The organism is Flavobacterium sp. OHVDL-2026-0007 (assembly GCF_059882335.1).
The window spans coordinates 2,774,137-2,792,282 of sequence record NZ_CM187612.1; the positions used below are offsets into that span (position 1 = coordinate 2,774,137).

Here is an 18,146-nt window from a genome sequence, read left to right on the forward strand (position 1 = left end):
ATTCAAAATATTTAAAAATGAAACTAAAGTTCAATGGATTGTTAGTACTACTGTTAGTACTAGTAGCGCAATTAACCTTTGCGCAGGAAAGAGCTGTTTCCGGAACAGTTTCCGACAATGCAGGAATGCCTTTACCAGGTGTCAGCATATTAGTCAAAGGAACCAAATCTGGGACACAAACAGATTTTGATGGAAAATTCACCATCAAAGCAACACCATCTCAAGTATTAGTATTTAGCTACATTGGGATGAAAACACAAGAAGTACAAGCTGGTGCTTCTAAAATCAATGTAAAACTATTAGATTCAGGCGCACAAGAACTAGAAGCCGTTGTAGTAACTACTGCCTTTGGAATTAAAAGAAATCCTAAAAAATTAGGATATTCTGTAAGTTCTGTAAAAGCGGAAGAAATCACTCAAAACTCGGAGCCAGATTTATCAAGAGCACTTGCAGGAAAAGTGGCTGGGGTAAACATCAACACTTCAACAGGTGTAGCTGGAGCTGCCAACCAAATTACCATTAGAGGGGTGAACTCCTTAACTGGAAACACAGATCCTTTAATTGTTGTTGATGGTATTGCTTATAGCAACGTATCGGTAACCAGTACAAGCCAAATTACAGGTGGTGGTGGTTATGAATCCGCACTTTCTTCATTAGATCCAAATGATATTGCCAGCATCAACGTACTTAAAAGTACCGCTGCTGCTGCACTTTACGGATCTAGAGCGATGAATGGGGTTATTGTAGTTACCACTAAGTCTGGTAATTCAAAATCTTCTCAATCTGAAAAACTAAGCATCAATGTAGGTGCAGGAACTTATTTCGAAACTATTGCTAATTTACCTGATTACCAAAACAGTTATGGAGCAGGATCAAACTTCCAGTACGCTAACGCAAACGGTTCTTGGGGACCAAGTTTTGCCTCTTTAAAAGAGGTACCTACTTCTATCTATTTATTAGCGGCTTTCCCTGATAAATTTGGACCAACTGTTCCTTATACAGCAAAGCCAAACAACGTAAAGGACCTTTTCAGAACTGGTACTGTATTGGATAAAACTATAGGTTTCAATTACGCAGGTCCAGACGGTACATTTAATGCTACTGTTTCAGATTTACGTCAAGACGGTTATATTCCTTACAACAGCTACGACAGAACATCTATGTCTGCTGGAGGAAATTTCAAATTGAGCAAAAAATTCACTGTAGGAGCTAACTTATCTTACTCCAAAACAAAACAAATTGGTGGATTCTTTGGAGAAAATCAATTCTCTGGAGCGTCATCTTCATTTGCTAGAACATTATTCTTAGCGAGAGATTGGGATTTAAACTTACCATACGTGCACCCAGTTACAGGTGCTTCGGTTACACCAAACGGACCTCAATTTGACCACCCTCTTTGGTCTTGGGAACATGATCAAATCATCACTAATACAGAAAGAATTGTTACAGGTATTAACTTAAACTACGCTTTCGACGATCACATTTCGGCTTCTTACAGAGCAGGTTTAAACAAATACTCTTTAAACAGATTACAAATCCGTGACCTTGGTTCAAGATCAGATAATGGACTAGGTAATTTATTAGGAGACAACGTTACCAACCAAGACATCGAATCTACGTTTCTATTGACTTTCAATTATGATCTAAGCAAAGATTTTAATGTAACGGCAATTGTAGGTAACAACGTTTTACAAAATGAGTATACAAGACTTCGTAACGAAGGAAAAGAATTTATCAATCCAGATATCTTTACTTTCCACAATGTTAAAAGCATTCTAAATCTAAATGACTATAGAGAAATGAAAAGAAACGTTGGAGTTTTTGCCGATGTGACTTTATCTTATAGAGATTATTTATTTTTGAACGCAACAGCTAGAAATGACTGGAGTTCTTCTTTACCAAAAAACAACAACTCTTATTTCTATCCATCTGTGAGTGCCTCGGCAATTATTACTGAAGCTTTTGGAATCAAAAGCGACGTATTAACATTTGCTAAATTAAGAGCGAGTTTTGCTAAAGTAGGTAGAGATGTACCAGCAGAATTTTTAAAAATATCTTTCGCACAAGGCCAAGCTTACAATGGTCTTCCACAATTAGGAAACAATACCGATTTAGGTGATCAAAACGTAAAACCTGAATTCTCTGAAGAATTTGAGGTAGGTACTGATTTAGAATTCTTCAACAAGCGTATTGTTGTTGACTTAAGTTTATACCAAAAAACAACTAAAGATTTGATCACGCCAGTTAATGTTCCTTCTACTTCTGGTTTTACAGAATTTAACACCAACGCAGGATCTATCAGAAATAAAGGTATCGAACTTGGACTTACATTAGTTCCAGTAAAATCAAACAATTTCAAATGGACTTTAACAACTCAGTTCACCAAAAATGATAATGAGGTATTATCTTTAAATGCCGGTCAAGACAGACTTCAATTAGATCCAAACTCAGTAGCTTTTGCTATTCCAGGACAACCATTTGGAGTATTCTACGGAACAAGATTTGCACGTGATGCTAACGGAAACTTCTTAATTAACAAACCAAACGGTGCAGTAATTATTGATCCAACACCAGGTGTTATTGGAGATCCAAACGCTAAGTTCAAAATGAGTTTCGCCAATACTTTCGTTTACAAAGCATGGAGCTTAAGAACTCAATTTGATTGGAAACAAGGTGGAGACGTTTCTTCTTCTACGATCTCAACATTATTGGGTAGAGGGGTAACAAGAGACACGGAAGACAGAGAACATACTTATATCATTCCTGGATTTTACGGAGACAATGCTACTGGTACACCTCTTTTAGATGCTAGTGGAAACCAAATACCAAACATCACTCAGTTATCTTTATTCGAAATGTATTTTTCTCCATCAGGAGCAGGAAGTACTTTTGGTATCAACGCAGTTGATGAAGCTGAAGTTTATGACGGTACTACCTTCAGATTAAGAGAAGTAAATTTAACCTATGACGTTCCTTCTAAATTCTTAGACAAAACGCCATTTGGAAAAGTGAGTTTTAGTGTACTAGGAAGTAACTTATGGTATTTTGCTCCAAACGTTCCTAAATACACGAATTTTGACCCAGAAACAACCAGCTACGGAAAATCAACCCTGCAAGGTATCGAAACATCTGCTGCACCTACAGCAAAAAGATGGGGATTCAAGATCAATTTAACATTTTAATACAAAAGACATGAAATTATATAACCATATAAAAAATAATAAAACGGCATTCGTTTTATTATCTCTCACAACCATTTTTAGCAGTTGTAGCAATTATTTGGATGTTGACAAAGATACTGACGACCCTACTGTTGCCCCATTGAACTACTTATTAACCAATATCGAAACGAGCATCGCATCTATCGGTGATTATGACAACGGTACAGGTACCATATATGCGACTTACATGCACCAATCTACTGCACGTGAAGAACAAGATCAATATGGCGTAAAAGTGGACAATATCGCGTTAAACAATGACTGGCAAGGTATTTATTTAGCCTTAACAGACATCGAAACCTTAATCAGACAAGGAAAAGAAAGCGGCGACTTAACTTATGTTGGAATCGGCCAAATGCAAAAAGCCTACGTAATGGCCTATGCTGTTGATATGTGGGGTGATGTTCCTTTCACAGAAGCGACTCAACTAACAGGAGGAATAATCTCTCCAAAATTTGACAATCAAAAAGAAATTTACGCTAGTATTTTCAAATTGATTGATGAAGCAAAAGTAAATTTAAAAAGCAATGCCGGAACAAAGAAACCAGGATTAGACGATCTAATTTACAAAGGTGATCTTGCGAAATGGGTACGTTTTGCTAATACCTTCAAATTAAAATTGTACAACCAAACAAGATTGGTTTCTGATTTTGACCAAGCAGGTTTTAACGCTTTAGTTGCAGAGAATAATTTTTTCCAAGGAATTGGTGATGATTTTCAACTCGAAAGATTCAACGTTATCTCCCCTACAAATGAAAGAAACAAGTTTTTCATCGAATCTTACGAGGGAACACAATTCTCGACTTATCAAAGTCCTTGGTTGTATGAAATCTTAAAAGGAGTCAACCCTAATATTCACAATGGAAATCCTGATCCAAGAATGCGTTTCTATTTCTTCAATCAATTAAAAGCTGGTGAATTCCCAAAAGAGGGTGACAAAGTAACCGGAAATCCAAAAGCGGATTATTGGGATAAAACTACTGGATTTTTCAGTATTAGATTTGGAACTATTGGGCCAGACCGAGATAGAAGTGCAGAAGCCTCTTCAACTTATCCTGGAATTTTCCCAGCGGGAGGACGTTATGATGATGGAAAAGGAGGAAGTATGGCTACTTTGACTGCTGCCTCTGGTACAGGTATTGCGCCAAAAAGAATACTTACTTACGATGAATTTTTATACATTCAAGCAGAGTTAATTCAAGTAGGAAAATTAACAGGAAGCGCTGCTACTACGCTACAAGCTGCCATGGCTGCGAGTTTTGCGAAAGTAGACAAAGTGGTTGCAGACAATAAATCACTTCAAGTAGGAATACCTAAATTAGTAGGACTAGCGGCTGTAACTACATTCACTACAAATGTAATGGCAGAATTCGCCACTGCTTCTCCTGACAAAAAAATGGAAATCATTATGACCCAAAAATGGGTAGCTACTTTTGGAGATCCAGCTGATCAGTATACTGATTACAGAAGAACAGGGTACCCAGTCTTAGCCAATCCAAATAGCACCACTAAAGAATATCAACTAGACAATGGTGATGCCTTTCCTTTAAATGATTCTCAAACGGTATTAAGTAATCCGTTCCAAGTATCGATGTTCTGGCCACAGGTAGAATTAAACTCTAATTCAAATGCACCAGCACAGAAAAACCCAGCGACTTATAAAATCTTTTGGGATAATTAATCATTAAAAACTGATAAAATGAAAAACATAAAAATATTATTCATGTCACTGCTATTTGTATTTATAGCAGTGTCATGTGAGAACGACGGAGGTGATTCAGTTCGCGTTTTTACTGAAAGCGTTACTCCTAACTTGGATAAAGAACCTGGGAAGGACCTAGGGATAAATATCGTTGCGCTTGGAAATGGCCTAGATATTAATTTAGGATTAAACTTGGATAAAGGTACTGGTCCAATAGCTTCTATGGACGTTATTGCTTTTTTTACCAAAAATGGCGTACTTAAAAGAGCCGTATTAAATACTGGTATCACTACATTCCCAACAAAATTAAACTATAAGAAAGCAGATCTAATCAAAGTATTTCCAGACTTTGCAAGTTTTGGTCTTAACGACAAACTTCTTATTACTACTGAAATTACTCAAAAAGACGGTACGATCACAAAAATGTATGCGGATAATGGAACTGCAAATTTCGGTCCAGATATTGCCAATTCACTTTTGTGGACACCTTCTCAAACCTACACTGCACTTTGCCCATTATCAGATGCGTCTTTATTCAATGGTAACTACAGAGTTACTGCTGACGCATGGCAAGATTACGCAGTAGGAACTATAATTCCAGTAGAGTATCACGCAGCGGATGGAACATTTACTTTTAGAGTATTAGCAAATAAAAATCCATATCTTGTAAATGCGGCTACGGCTTATTTACTTGTAACAGTAAATCCTGCAAACAACTCTGTAACCGTTAAATCTAATGAAAACTTTAATTATGGTGGTGGAGACGTAACAGCAGTAACAGGAACCGGAACAGTTGGTTCATGTACTGGAAACGTTGACCTAAGTTTAAATTTCCCTGGTTTTGGTGCATCGGCTAGAGCTTTAACTCTTGTTAAAGTTGTACCTTAAGTAAAAACCGTTAGAATCAATATACACTAAACCATCCCACTTAATTGGGATGGTTTTTTTTTTAAACACATTATAACTATATTTGTGCCATGGAAAAAGAACATCAAATATTCGGGATCAGGGCAATTATTGAAGCCATCCAAGCAGGTGCAACTGTTGACAAAGTCTATATTCAAAAGGAAGCTAGTAGCGAGCTAATGAAAGACTTAATGAAAGTTATGAAACGTGGTAACATCAACTTTTCATATGTTCCCGTTGAAAAACTAAACAGATTAACACCCAACAACCACCAAGGAGCTGTAGCTACTATATCCCCTATTTCTTTTTTTGATTTAGAAACTCTAATCGATTCTGTTATTGAAAATGGAAAAAAACCATTATTCTTAATATTAGATCAAATATCAGATGCTCGTAATTTTGGTGCTATCATACGAACTGCAGAGTGTACTGGTGTCAATGGAATCATCGTTCAAAAAGCAGGTTCAGCACCAGTAAATGGTGATACTGTAAAAACATCAGCTGGAGCAGTATTCAACATTCCAATCTGTAAAGTAGAGCACATCAAAGATGCTATTTTTCTTTTGCAAGCTAGCGGAATCAAAACTGTTGCTGCTACTGAGAAAACAGATCAAAACATTTATGACATTTCTTTAAACGAACCTGTTGCTATTATCATGGGTTCAGAAGATAGAGGAGTAAATCCATCGGTTTTAAAAATTGTAGACGAAAAAGCAAAACTTCCAATGTTTGGAACAATCGGTTCACTTAATGTTTCGGTTGCTTGCGGTGCTTTTTTATACGAAGCGGTAAGACAACGAAGCTAATAATCCATCTAAATCATCTGATTTAAAAATATAGAAATGAATCAAGACTTCGGTTTTGATTCATTTTTTTTTGGATTACAAAAATTCACACTATTACGCTACATAAAATTGCAACATCCAGTCAAAATTGAACTCAAACCCAATTATATTACGAAATCGATATTGTTGCCTATCGTCCAAATCACTTCTCACAAACCTATCTCCTACTTTAACATCTACTTTTGTTAAAATCACTGCATAATCGATAATTTTTCAATAATTAACATTTATTGCGTCAAATGTTATATTTCTTAAATTTAACATAAATTACACTCTATTCACCCTCCTTCTATTTCGCTAAAAATACATATTCATTTCGACTATTAATTCTCTTAGATTCAAAAACTTAAAGTCTAAAAAAAAGTAGGCAAGCATACTAAAATAACGCCAAAAATACGCCAACTTTTAGAAAATTATCCCACTAAGATTCTTTCGCAAAATATGTTAAAGTTTAAAGTATCATCAAAAAACTGCCCGAAGTCATTAGGAAAGTTAACGAATTATTAAGAGTTTTGCCTTACTAATTCAAAATATTTAAAAATGAAACTAAAGTTCAATGGAGTTTTAGTACTACTTTTAGTACTAATTGCGCAGCTTACTTTTGCGCAAGAAAGAGCGGTTTCAGGATCTGTTTCTGACAATACAGGAATGCCTTTACCAGGTGTTAGTGTATTAGTAAAAGGAACAAAAACTGCAACGCAAACAGATTTTGATGGAAAATATTCTATCAAAGCAACACCAAGTCAAATCCTGGTTTTCAGCTATATCGGAATGAAAGCTCAAGAAATTTCAGCTAGCTCTACAACAGTTAATGCTAAATTAAAAGACGATTCAGTAGAACTGGAAAGTGTTGTAATTACAGCATTAGGAGTTAAGAAAAGCTCACGTGCAGTTGGATACGCAGTACAAGAAGTAAAAGCTGCAGACTTAAACAAAGCAAGTAACAATAGCCTTTCAGGTGCTTTACAAGGAAAATTAGCAGGTGTACAAATCACACCTTCTAGTGGTGCTCCTGGAGCTTCTTCTCAAATCGTAATTCGTGGTGCTCGTTCTTTTACAGGAAACAACACACCATTATACGTTATTGATGGAATGCCTATTGCATCTACACCAGATTTCAGTACAGGTCAAGGAGTTACTGGATCAGACATCGCTAATAGAGCTGTGGATATTGATCCTAACGATATCGAGTCTATCTCTGTTTTAAAAGGTCAAGCTGCATCTGCATTATACGGTATTAGAGCTTCTAATGGTGTTATTGTAATCACCACTAAAAGCGGAAAAAATCTTGCTCAAAGCGGTAAGCCAGTGATCAGTTTCAATACTTCTACAAGTTTTGAAACAATTTCTAAAAAGCCAGAAACTCAAAACGAGTACGCACAAGGTACAGCTGGAGTATTCAATCCAACATCTTCACTTAGCTGGGGACCAAAGATCTCTGAATTACCAAATGATCCTAAATACGGAGGAAACGTTCCTAATGCTGCAAACGGTGGGATTCTACAACCTGGTAAATACTATGTACCACAAAGAGCTAAAGCTGGTTTAGACCCATGGGTTTCTCCAAAATCTTACAACAATATTAATGACTTTTTCAAGATTGGATATACAATCAATAACTCATTCAATATTGGTCAAGCTACAGAAAAAACAAACTATTCCTTTGGAATGGGATCTGCAAACCAAGAGGGTATGATTCCTGGAACTGGAATGAAGAGATATACTGTAAAAGCGCTTGTAGATACTAAATTAAACAATGAATGGAAAACTGGTTTCTCTGTAAACTATGTACAAACCAAAATTGACAAAAGTACTGCTGCAAATGACGGTGCCTTAACAGGTGTATTTGCTGCTCCAAGAAGTTACGACTTAAAAGGAAATGGAGTTTCTTCTTCAATTGATCCTTATGACCAAGTATTCTTCAGAGGAAATGTTTTTAACAATCCTTACTGGGCTGCTAAATACAATGAATTCAGCGAAAAAACCAACCGTGTTTACGGAAATGGTTACATCCAATATGCTCCTATCATCAGTGAAGACGGAAGCAAAAAATTAACGTTCAAATACCAAGCTGGAGTTGATTCATACTCAACTAATTACAGAGATATTTTTGAATTCGGAAGCAAACATGATTTAACAGGAAATAGTAGCCGTGTGAATCTTTACGGTATTACTTCTGATGTAATCAACTCTTTATTCACTGCTAATTACAACATGAATATTGGTGAGAATTTCAACTTAAATGTTTTAGTTGGAAATGAGTACAATCATCAAAATAGCAAAAGCTATGATGAAGTTGGAAGTGGTTTAAACTTTGGTGGATGGGCAACTATTGCAAATGCTAGAACGGTAACTGCAACAGAAAGTCGTATTCAAAGCCGTACTATGGGATTCTTCGGAAATGCTGAATTATCATACAAAAACATGCTATTCTTAGGAGCAACTATCCGTAAAGATATCGTTTCTGGAATGCCAAGAGGAAATAGAGATTTCGTTTACCCATCTGCCTCTTTAGGTTTTGTTGTATCAGAAATCGAAGGATTAAAAGGAAATTCTACACTTTCTTTTGCTAAACTTAGAGCATCTATTGCTGAAGTTGGACAAGGAGGACGTTACCTAAGAGATTTCTATACTACACCAGCTTACGGTGGTGGATTCTGGTCTGGAGACCCACTTCAATATCCTTTAGGAGGAGTTGGTGCTTTTATCCCAAACAATGTATTATACGATCCAAACTTAAGACCACAAAACACAAGATCTTACGAGTTTGGTGCTGACCTTAAATTCTTCAATAACAGAATTGGTATTGATTATACCTACTCTAAACAAAGTGTAAAAGATCAAATTTTCTCAGTTCCTTTAGCAGGTTCTACAGGAGCAAGTTCTTATGTAACTAATGGTGGAAAAATCAGTACAGACGTTCATGAAGTTGTTTTCTTCGTAAACCCAATCCGTACTAAAGATTTCAACTGGACATTTAATGTGAATTTCTCTAAAATTGATTCATTCGTAGATGCATTAGCACCAGGAGTAGACAATATCTTCCTTGGAGGATTTGTTACACCACAAGTTAGAGCAAGTGTAGGAGATCGTTTCCCGGTTCTTTACGGTACTAGTTTTGTTAGAGATGACAAAAACAACGTTGTGGTAGATGCAGATGGTGTACCATTAATCGGAGAAGAAAAAGCAATTGGTGAAGTTGCTCCTAAATTTAACTTAGGAGGTTCTACTAATTTTACATACAAAAGAGTTTCTATCGGAGCTACTGTTGATTGGAAAAATGGTGGAAAAATGTACAGCGGATCTAATAACTTAATGAGCTATTATGGTGTAGATGCCAGAACAGCTGATAGAGCGTCTGAGTATGTTTATCCAGGTGTTAAAGAAGACGGAAGTGCAAATAATATCGTTTTAGGAGGTGCTGCAGATCCAACTGGTCACCAATACTTACAATCAACTTTAAACAGTATTGCAGAGGCTAGTATTTACGATGCAAGTTTTGTAAAATTGAGAGAAGTTACTTTAGGTTACGCTTTCCCTAAATTAATGAACAACACACTAGATCTTAGAGCATCTGTTTTCGCAAGAAACATTTTATTATGGTCTAAAATGCCTAACCTTGATCCAGAAGCATCACAAGGAAACAACAATATGTCAGGTGGATTCGAACAATGGTCAATGCCACAAGCAAAAAGCATTGGTTTTGCTCTAAACTTTACCTTTTAATTAAAAAACAAATCAAATGAAGAATATAAAAATATCGATAGCAGCATTTATGGCTATCTTTCTTTTCCAATCTTGTTCTGAGGACACGATGGATAAGATTAATGACAATAAAGATAATCCACAGAATGTACCTACTAAATTCGCCATTACAGATGTAATGACTGCTTCAGCATTTACTATAACTGGTTCTGACTATTCTTTCTATGCTGGTGTATACTCTGAATTAAACGCAGGTAATCACAACCAAATGTACAGTGCACAAATTAGAAGAGGTGAGCCTCAACTAGCTGCAACGTATAACAATACTTGGGGAGAAAGCTATGCTCAACTAAGAACATTGAAGATTATCATCGAAAAATGTACTACTGGTGAAGAAAAAGGAAATTACAAAAATTTAGGTATAGCACAAATTTTATACGCTTACAACTTAGCGATCTTAACAGATCTTTTTGGTGACATTCCACTTTCTGAAGCTTTACAGCCAGGTGTGATTTTCCAACCAAAATTAGACAAACAAGAAGCTATCTATGGCGTTGTTTTTCAAATGTTAAATGACGGTATTGCTAATCTAAACAAAACAACAACTTTTCCAAGTTTAGCAAAGCAAGATTTAATTTACGGAGGAGACTCTGCTAAATGGGTAAAAGCTGCTAACGGATTATTGGCAAGATACACGATGAGATTGTCTCTTAAAAAAGCAGATTATCAAGCAGTAATTAACTACGTAAATGCTTCTTTTACTAATGCAAAGGAAGAATTAAAATACGTAAACCCTGGTGTACCGAACCCATACGCTCGTTTTGAATTAGACAGAGGCGCTATCTCTGTAGCGAAAAGCTTCTACGACACTATGGTAGCTAATGGACCTGCAGATGCACGTACTGAGGCTTTCTTTACAAAAGTAGATGGTGCAGTTAATCCTTTTGATAACTCACAATTAAATCCTTTAGAATTACAAGATGAGTATTCTATCTCAGCTATTATCGATGAGAGCAACCCAATCTACTTGTTGAGCTACCACGAACTATTGTTCTTGAAAGCTGAGGCACAAGCGAGATTAGGTTTACCTGAAGCGCAAGCTACAATGAACGATGCAATTACTGCAGCTTTCACTAAGGACCAAGTAGTAAAATTCACAGCTGCACAAGCCGATACTTATATTGCTTCAATTGGAACCTTAACAGGTAACGCTTTATTGAAAAAAATCATGGTAGAGAAACATATCTCTTTCTATGAGAATGAAGGTATTGAATCTTACAATGATATTAGACGTTTAAAAGCAATGGGTAATGGAGATTTCATTCCTATGGTAAATCCAAGAACAAACCTATTCCCATTAAGATTCGGATATGGTCAATCTGATGTTGCTGCTAACAACAACATTAAAGCAGCATTTGGAGATGGTACTTACGTATACTCTGAAAATGTTTGGTGGGCTGGAGGAACTAGATAATAGTACTTCTTAAACCAAAATAAATAAGAAAGGGCACTCATTTTAAAAATGAGTGCCCTTTTTACATTTAGACCCTTACTACTATTTAGAACCATGTAAAGATGAATTATAACTCTAGTTTTGATTCATCTTTTTTATTTTCATCGTTTTTACTTTTCACATAATCATAGACCACATTGGTATCTGAAGTAAAAAAAGATTCCTCTTCAATGACCTCTTCTTCCGGCTGAGGCAAATTGACAAAATTACCGTCTGCATCAAATCGTTGCATGAATTTATCCTGTAGCGGATCATAATCTGCACGCTCCCAATCGTATTTAATGAGCCTCTTATACTCTGGTGTTTTATAAGCTAAAGAAAGCACAAAACCCGTGAGAAAACCCGATAAATGCCCCTCCCAAGAAATGGTAGCATCCACATCTGGAAACACATACCAAATCATTCCTCCATAGAGCAAAATAACCGACAGTGACAATGCCACTAGTCGATAATACCCTGTTTGAATTCCCTTAAAGAAAATAAAACTGACCAATACGTAGATCAATCCACTAGCCCCTATATGGTAATTTTCACGACCAATAATCCAAGTGATCATACCCGAAAACAAGATCCCATACCCCATTACTGCCAGACTTTGTTTGGGATAAAAAAATTGTATGGCCGCTAGCAAAACCAACAGTGGAATGGAGTTGTTGTATAAATGATCCAAGTTCTCATGAATAAAAGGACTAAACAATACTCCTTTTAATCCCGCTAAATCTCTGGGATAAATTCCGTATTGATAAAAGTCAAAGTCAAAGCGAATTTGCACCCAATACACGATCCACAAAAAAAGGACAAAGAACAAAGGAAGTCCAATAACTGCATTCGAGAATTTAAAATGATTGTCGTTCATAGGTATATAGTCATTTCTTAGAGACTCATCAAAAAACTATCCAATTGTAATTTACTGATATTTTGTCAGCTAAACCAAAACATTCTTAGTTTCGTTTTTTACCACTATACCACAGAGATCGTTTTTAGACCATTATCTCATGCCTATACACGATCAACCACCAAGCACGATCAGAAGGAATCATCAAAGTTAAACCCTTTATAAAACTATTAAATTAGAATTGAAAATAGTAATTTTACAAAATGGAAGCACCTTTAGCCGAGCGTATTCGCCCACAAAATCTAGAAGACTATATCAGCCAATTACACTTGGTTGGACCCAACGGTTCTTTGACGCAACAAATCGCCCGAGGCATTATCCCGTCCTTGATCTTATGGGGCCCTCCAGGTACCGGAAAAACTACTTTGGCACAGATTATTGCACAGGAGTCAAAACGTCCGTTTTACATCCTCTCTGCTATAAATTCAGGGGTAAAAGACATCCGTGATGTCATTGAAAAAGCCAAACAAAGTGGTGGTTTGTTTACTGCTAAGAATCCAATACTCTTTATTGATGAGATACACCGCTTTAGTAAATCACAACAAGACTCGCTTTTAGCTGCTGTTGAAAAAGGGTGGATCACCCTTATTGGTGCTACAACGGAAAATCCTAGTTTTGAAGTGATACCCGCACTATTATCGCGCTGCCAAGTATATATTTTAAATGCATTTACTAAAGCCGATTTAGAGTCCCTTCTGCATCGCGCCATGAAAACAGATGTAGTTTTGGCGACAAAAAACATCATCCTTAAAGAAACCGAGGCTTTACTGAGACTCTCAGGAGGAGATGGTAGAAAATTATTAAACATCTTTGAACTGGTGGTCAATGCTGCTGCTGGTGATGAAATCATCATTACCAACGATCGCGTTTTTGAACTGGTTCAACAAAACACTGTTTTATATGACAAAAGTGGTGAACAGCATTACGACATTGTCTCAGCTTTTATTAAATCCATTCGTGGTAGTGATCCTAATGGTGCTGTTTATTGGTTAGCCCGTATGATTGAAGGTGGCGAAGATGTCAAATTCATTGCCCGACGAATGCTGATTTTATCTAGTGAAGATATCGGTAATGCCAATCCTACTGCTTTTATCATGGCCAATAATACCTTTCAGGCGGTAGCTACCATTGGTTATCCTGAAAGCCGCATTATACTGAGTCAATGCGCCATTTATTTAGCGACCTCTCCCAAAAGTAATGCCTCGTATATGGCTATTGGAAATGCACAACAACTCGTCAAACAAACTGGTGATTTACCCGTACCCATTCATTTGCGAAATGCCCCAACCAAACTAATGAAAGAATTGGGTTATGGCGATGAATATAAGTATTCACATGACTATGCTAATAATTTTGCCGATCAGGAATTTTTACCTGAGGCCATAAAAAAAACGGTTCTTTATAATCCAGGAAACAATTCTAGAGAGAACAGTAACCGTGAATTTTTAAAGAACCGTTGGAAAGATAAATACGGGTATTAAGCCCCTATTGCTATTTTAGAATTTTACGACTACTTTTTCAGACACCAATTGGTCATTTTTATAGTATTCGAAAAACCATTGATTGTCTTTGGCATTTAAAGATCCTTGAATACCATCTTTTATCGCAATAAACGAATCCGGACGAGAGGTCTTTAACAATTTCATAACCACTTTAGGAGTCTTATCAATTAACTGATATCCATTTTCAGTTGGTTGAGCGTATAATAAATTTGGATCCGTAACATCGGCTACCGGAGTAGACACTGCTGGAGTAGAAGCTACTGGATTTGCTACCGCTGTAGCAGGACGAAGTGGTGTAGCCGGAATTGATGCCGCTGTAGATACAGCCGCTTTTCCATTGTATTTGTACTGCAATCCATTTATAGATACAAAGGCTAAATCAAGACACTCTCTATAGGCTGTCTCATATTCTTTCTCTTTGCTTTTACCGATCCCTGAAGTATAAATTACGGTACCGTAACAATCTTTAAACTCTACAAAAAGTTTCGTAATTAAAAAACCACCTTCTTTTTTTACATCAATATACAAAAGATCACAACGCTCACTATATCCAGCTGGAAGCTGCTCATTGGCGTAAAAAGCTTGAAAACCAGCTTTGGTTAAATTGGCTTTGGTCATCGTAGCCATTCTGTATTGATTATCTGTTTTAAGAAACTCGTACTTTAGCGGAATGATTACCGCTTTGTAATCGTTAATCGATTGTGAAATCCCCATGAAAGAGGTAAAAAGGGCAAGCAACAGAAGTTTTATTCTCATCATTATAAATATTTTTTAAGTTCTAATAAATGGTTAATTTGTTTGATATTCTCAGGCGCCTGGATTTTCTTCTCATTAAAAAAGATGGCATCTAAACCTGCGTTTAAAGCGCCGCCAATATCGGCTTCTAGACAATCCCCGATCATCATACTATTTTCTTTCGAAGCCTGTGCTAGATCGAGCGCATAATCAAAGATAATACTATTTGGCTTCTTCACTCCTGCTAATTCAGAATTAGTGATCGTGTTAAAATATCCAGACAATGCCGCATTGGTGATTTTTTTATCTTGAACAGTAGCAAATCCATTGGTGATGATATGCAATTTATATTTAGGCTTCAAATAATCCAAAACCTCAATTGCACCATCAAAGAGATGATTGTTATCCGGTAACAAATCGATATAATCATGGGCAATTTGACTAATGTCTTCATCTGAAATCTCCACGTTCAAAGCATCAAAAGAAAACTTCAATCGATTGTAACGCAGTTCTTGATGGGTGATTTCGTCATTTTGATACAATTTCCAGCAGGCCTGATTGATTGGAATGTATTTTTCAATAAAATCCTGAGTTTGTATCTGTGGGTAATTCGTCTTGAAAATACGATCAAAAGCCATTTCTGAATTTTTATCAAAATCCCAAAGTGTATGATCTAAGTCAAAGAATATGTCGGTAATGTGTGTATGCATAGATTAAAAAATTCCTTCATCTACAAAACTATAATATTTTGTTTCAGTAATAATCAAATGATCCAAAACTTTAACATCTAAACTTTCTCCCGCTATTTTTATTTTTCTGGTAATTTCTTTGTCTGCCTCACTGGGCTGCAAACCTCCAGAGGGATGGTTGTGACACAATATCAAGCTAGTAGCTCCTTTTTCAAGGGTCATCTTAAAAATCAAACGCACATCCACTACCGTACCGGTGATTCCTCCTTTACTAAGCTGTGCTTTACCAATTACTTTGTTGGAATTGTTAAGAAAGAGTATCCAAAACTCTTCATGTGGTAACTCGCCAATTAAAGGCTGCATAAGTTCGAAAACCAATTTACTCGAGGTAATCTTCACCAGCTCTACTGTATCTTCTGCTCTTCGGCGGCGCCCTAATTCTAGGGCAGCTATAATCGCGATCGCTTTGGCCTCCCCTATTCCTTTAAAGTGCATCAACTGGTCCATCGACATTTTCCCTAAGGCATTGAGATTATCCACACTGGCTAAAATTCGTTTGCTCAATGCTACTGCCGATTCCTCGCGACTACCTATCCTAATCAAAATCGCCATTAATTCAGCATCACTCAGAGCGCTTTTGCCCTTTGACATTAATTTTTCACGAGGCCTATCGTCCTTAGACCAATGTGTGATTGGAAAATGATTTTGTTCCATGTTATATACTATTAGACCGACAATTTGCTACCCTACATACCCTTAGAAAACCTTACACACCATCACAAAGATTTAGATTCTCTTGATCCGTTTATATTCATAGCATTGAAAATGAGGGCTATAAATTTAAGAAAAATCATTCATGAAAATCATTTTCCTACCAAAAAGTTCCTGTTACTCAGCGAAGAACGCCATCTTAAAACACTAAACATCAATACATAACCGCCTATTCACTCCCCCATTGCACTCAAAAACAAAACCTTTACAGTATAAAAAATGCCCATCACAAAATTTGCAATGGGCACATTTACTATAAAATCTGAACTCCTTACTCGATCAATCCTTTAACATCATCAAAGTTCAATCCACCGTAGTTTCCAGAACTCATCAGTAATAACGCAGAATTATCTAAATTCAGATGAAACAAATACTCTTTGAATTCTGTTGGATTGGTATAAATAATTAAATCCTTTCTATTGAATGCAGTGGCAATCTGCTCGTAAGTTACCTCTTCTAATTGTTTGATTTTTACAGCATCTGGCGAATAGAACACCACCGCTACATCAGCATATTCAAGTGCTCCTTCGTATTCCTTTAGGAATTCAGCATTCAAGCTACTATAGGTATGCAATTCTAAACAAGCCACTAGGGTTCTGTTTGGATATTGCTCTTTCACGGCTTTGGTTGTCGCCGCCACCTTACTTGGTGAATGAGCAAAATCTTTATAAGCTACTTTCCCTTTTCCTTCTGCTATTTTTTCTAATCGTTTTGATGCCCCTTTAAAACTGGCAATCGCCTGATAAAAATCAGCCTCATCAACCCCCATGTTTTGACAGATCCATTTGGCTCCGGCTAGGTTGTTTAAATTGTGCGCTCCAAAAACTTCAATTGGCATAGCCCCTTCTGGAGTTTCTAACAAGGTTACTCCATCACTTACGGTATAAGCTGGCGTATTATAGGCTAATTTACGAATTGGATTCGTAGCCGCTTCAGCAACACGTTTTACTTCAGCGTCATCTTCATTGTATACCAAAATACCACCATTGGTGATTTTTTTAATAAAAATCTCAAATTGCTCTACATAGTTTTCGTAGGTTGGAAACACATTAATATGATCCCAAGCAATACCTGAAATCAAAGCAATATTGGGTTGATACAAATGAAACTTTGGTCTTCTATCAATTGGAGAAGATAAATACTCATCGCCTTCCAACACCATAAAATCATTTTCCTCAGTCAAATGTACCATGGTATCAAAACCTTCCAATTGGGCACCTACCATATAATCCACTTCGATATTGTGATAATGCATCACATGCAAAATCATCGAAGTGATGGTGGTTTTCCCATGAGAACCTCCAATAACTACGCGTGTTTTATTTTTAGATTGTTCGTATAAAAATTCTGGATAGGAATAAATTTTTAAGCCTAATTCTTGCGCTTTTAACAATTCTGGATTATCCGCTTTGGCATGCATTCCTAAAATAATGGCATCAACATCAGCAGTAATCTTCTCAGGAAACCAACCCAGTTCAACTGGCAAAATTCCTTTTTTCTCCAATCTAGATTTTGATGGCTCGAAAATAGCGTCATCACTACCACTTACCTGATATCCTTTATTATGTAATGCCAATGCTAAGTTATGCATAGCACTTCCGCCTATGGCGATGAAATGTGTTCTCATTTAAAATGTTTAATCGTTAAACTGTTTAATCGGTT

The 18,146-nt window shown here is 36.5% G+C and carries 12 protein-coding genes; 7 read left to right on the top strand and 5 right to left on the bottom strand.

Translation table 11 applies throughout. The annotated features are described in order from the left end of the window. Window positions 1–17: 17 nt before the first annotated feature. From AC51AA_RS11190 to AC51AA_RS11215, 6 genes are all read left to right on the top strand, one after another. Entirely contained in the window at window positions 18–3,182 is a 3,165-nt protein-coding gene (locus tag AC51AA_RS11190; protein WP_500702323.1) for a SusC/RagA family TonB-linked outer membrane protein, read from the top strand. Window positions 3,183–3,192: 10 nt separating this feature from the next. Next, window positions 3,193–4,902 (top strand): SusD/RagB family nutrient-binding outer membrane lipoprotein, encoded by a 1,710-nt coding sequence (locus AC51AA_RS11195; protein WP_500702324.1) that lies wholly within the window; start codon window positions 3,193–3,195, stop codon window positions 4,900–4,902. 18 nt (window positions 4,903–4,920) lie between these two features. Further along, window positions 4,921–5,811 carry a hypothetical protein gene (locus AC51AA_RS11200; protein WP_500702325.1) on the top strand — a complete coding sequence of 297 codons (891 nt, stop codon included), beginning with the start codon at window positions 4,921–4,923 and terminating at the stop codon, window positions 5,809–5,811. 89 nt (window positions 5,812–5,900) lie between these two features. Then, window positions 5,901–6,635, top strand: coding sequence for a 23S rRNA (guanosine(2251)-2'-O)-methyltransferase RlmB (gene rlmB, locus AC51AA_RS11205; protein WP_500702326.1), 735 nt, complete (start codon window positions 5,901–5,903; stop codon window positions 6,633–6,635). 579 nt (window positions 6,636–7,214) lie between these two features. Next, entirely contained in the window at window positions 7,215–10,400 is a 3,186-nt protein-coding gene (locus tag AC51AA_RS11210; RefSeq protein WP_500702327.1) for a SusC/RagA family TonB-linked outer membrane protein, read from the top strand. A 16-nt stretch (window positions 10,401–10,416) separates the two neighbouring features. Then, the gene (locus AC51AA_RS11215) at window positions 10,417–11,853 is read left to right on the top strand and encodes a SusD/RagB family nutrient-binding outer membrane lipoprotein (protein WP_500702328.1); all 1,437 of its coding nucleotides are present in this window, start codon (window positions 10,417–10,419) and stop codon (window positions 11,851–11,853) included. A 106-nt stretch (window positions 11,854–11,959) separates the two neighbouring features. On the opposite strand, the gene AC51AA_RS11220 is transcribed toward AC51AA_RS11215, so the two are convergent. Further along, the gene (locus AC51AA_RS11220) at window positions 11,960–12,748 is read right to left on the bottom strand and encodes a rhomboid family intramembrane serine protease (RefSeq protein WP_500702329.1); all 789 of its coding nucleotides are present in this window, start codon (window positions 12,746–12,748) and stop codon (window positions 11,960–11,962) included. Window positions 12,749–12,990: 242 nt separating this feature from the next. Here AC51AA_RS11220 and AC51AA_RS11225 point away from each other — a divergent pair, with 242 nt between their 5' ends. Beyond that, window positions 12,991–14,268 carry a replication-associated recombination protein A gene (locus tag AC51AA_RS11225; RefSeq protein ID WP_500702330.1) on the top strand — a complete coding sequence of 426 codons (1,278 nt, stop codon included), beginning with the start codon at window positions 12,991–12,993 and terminating at the stop codon, window positions 14,266–14,268. A 15-nt stretch (window positions 14,269–14,283) separates the two neighbouring features. Here AC51AA_RS11225 and AC51AA_RS11230 read toward each other — a convergent pair whose 3' ends face one another. The 4 genes from AC51AA_RS11230 to AC51AA_RS11245 form a co-directional block, all read right to left on the bottom strand. Then, window positions 14,284–15,048: a hypothetical protein gene (locus AC51AA_RS11230; RefSeq protein WP_500702331.1), complete on the bottom strand. Its 765-nt coding sequence runs from the start codon at window positions 15,046–15,048 to the stop codon at window positions 14,284–14,286. Continuing rightward, entirely contained in the window at window positions 15,048–15,734 is a 687-nt protein-coding gene (locus tag AC51AA_RS11235) for a YjjG family noncanonical pyrimidine nucleotidase (protein WP_500702332.1), read from the bottom strand. Before AC51AA_RS11235 ends, AC51AA_RS11230 begins: the two co-directional genes overlap by 1 nt. A 3-nt stretch (window positions 15,735–15,737) precedes the next feature. Further along, window positions 15,738–16,427 carry a RadC family protein gene (gene radC / locus AC51AA_RS11240; protein ID WP_500702333.1) on the bottom strand — a complete coding sequence of 230 codons (690 nt, stop codon included), beginning with the start codon at window positions 16,425–16,427 and terminating at the stop codon, window positions 15,738–15,740. 328 nt (window positions 16,428–16,755) lie between these two features. After that, entirely contained in the window at window positions 16,756–18,111 is a 1,356-nt protein-coding gene (locus AC51AA_RS11245) for a UDP-N-acetylmuramate--L-alanine ligase (protein WP_500702334.1), read from the bottom strand. Between the last annotated feature and the right edge of the window lie 35 nt (window positions 18,112–18,146).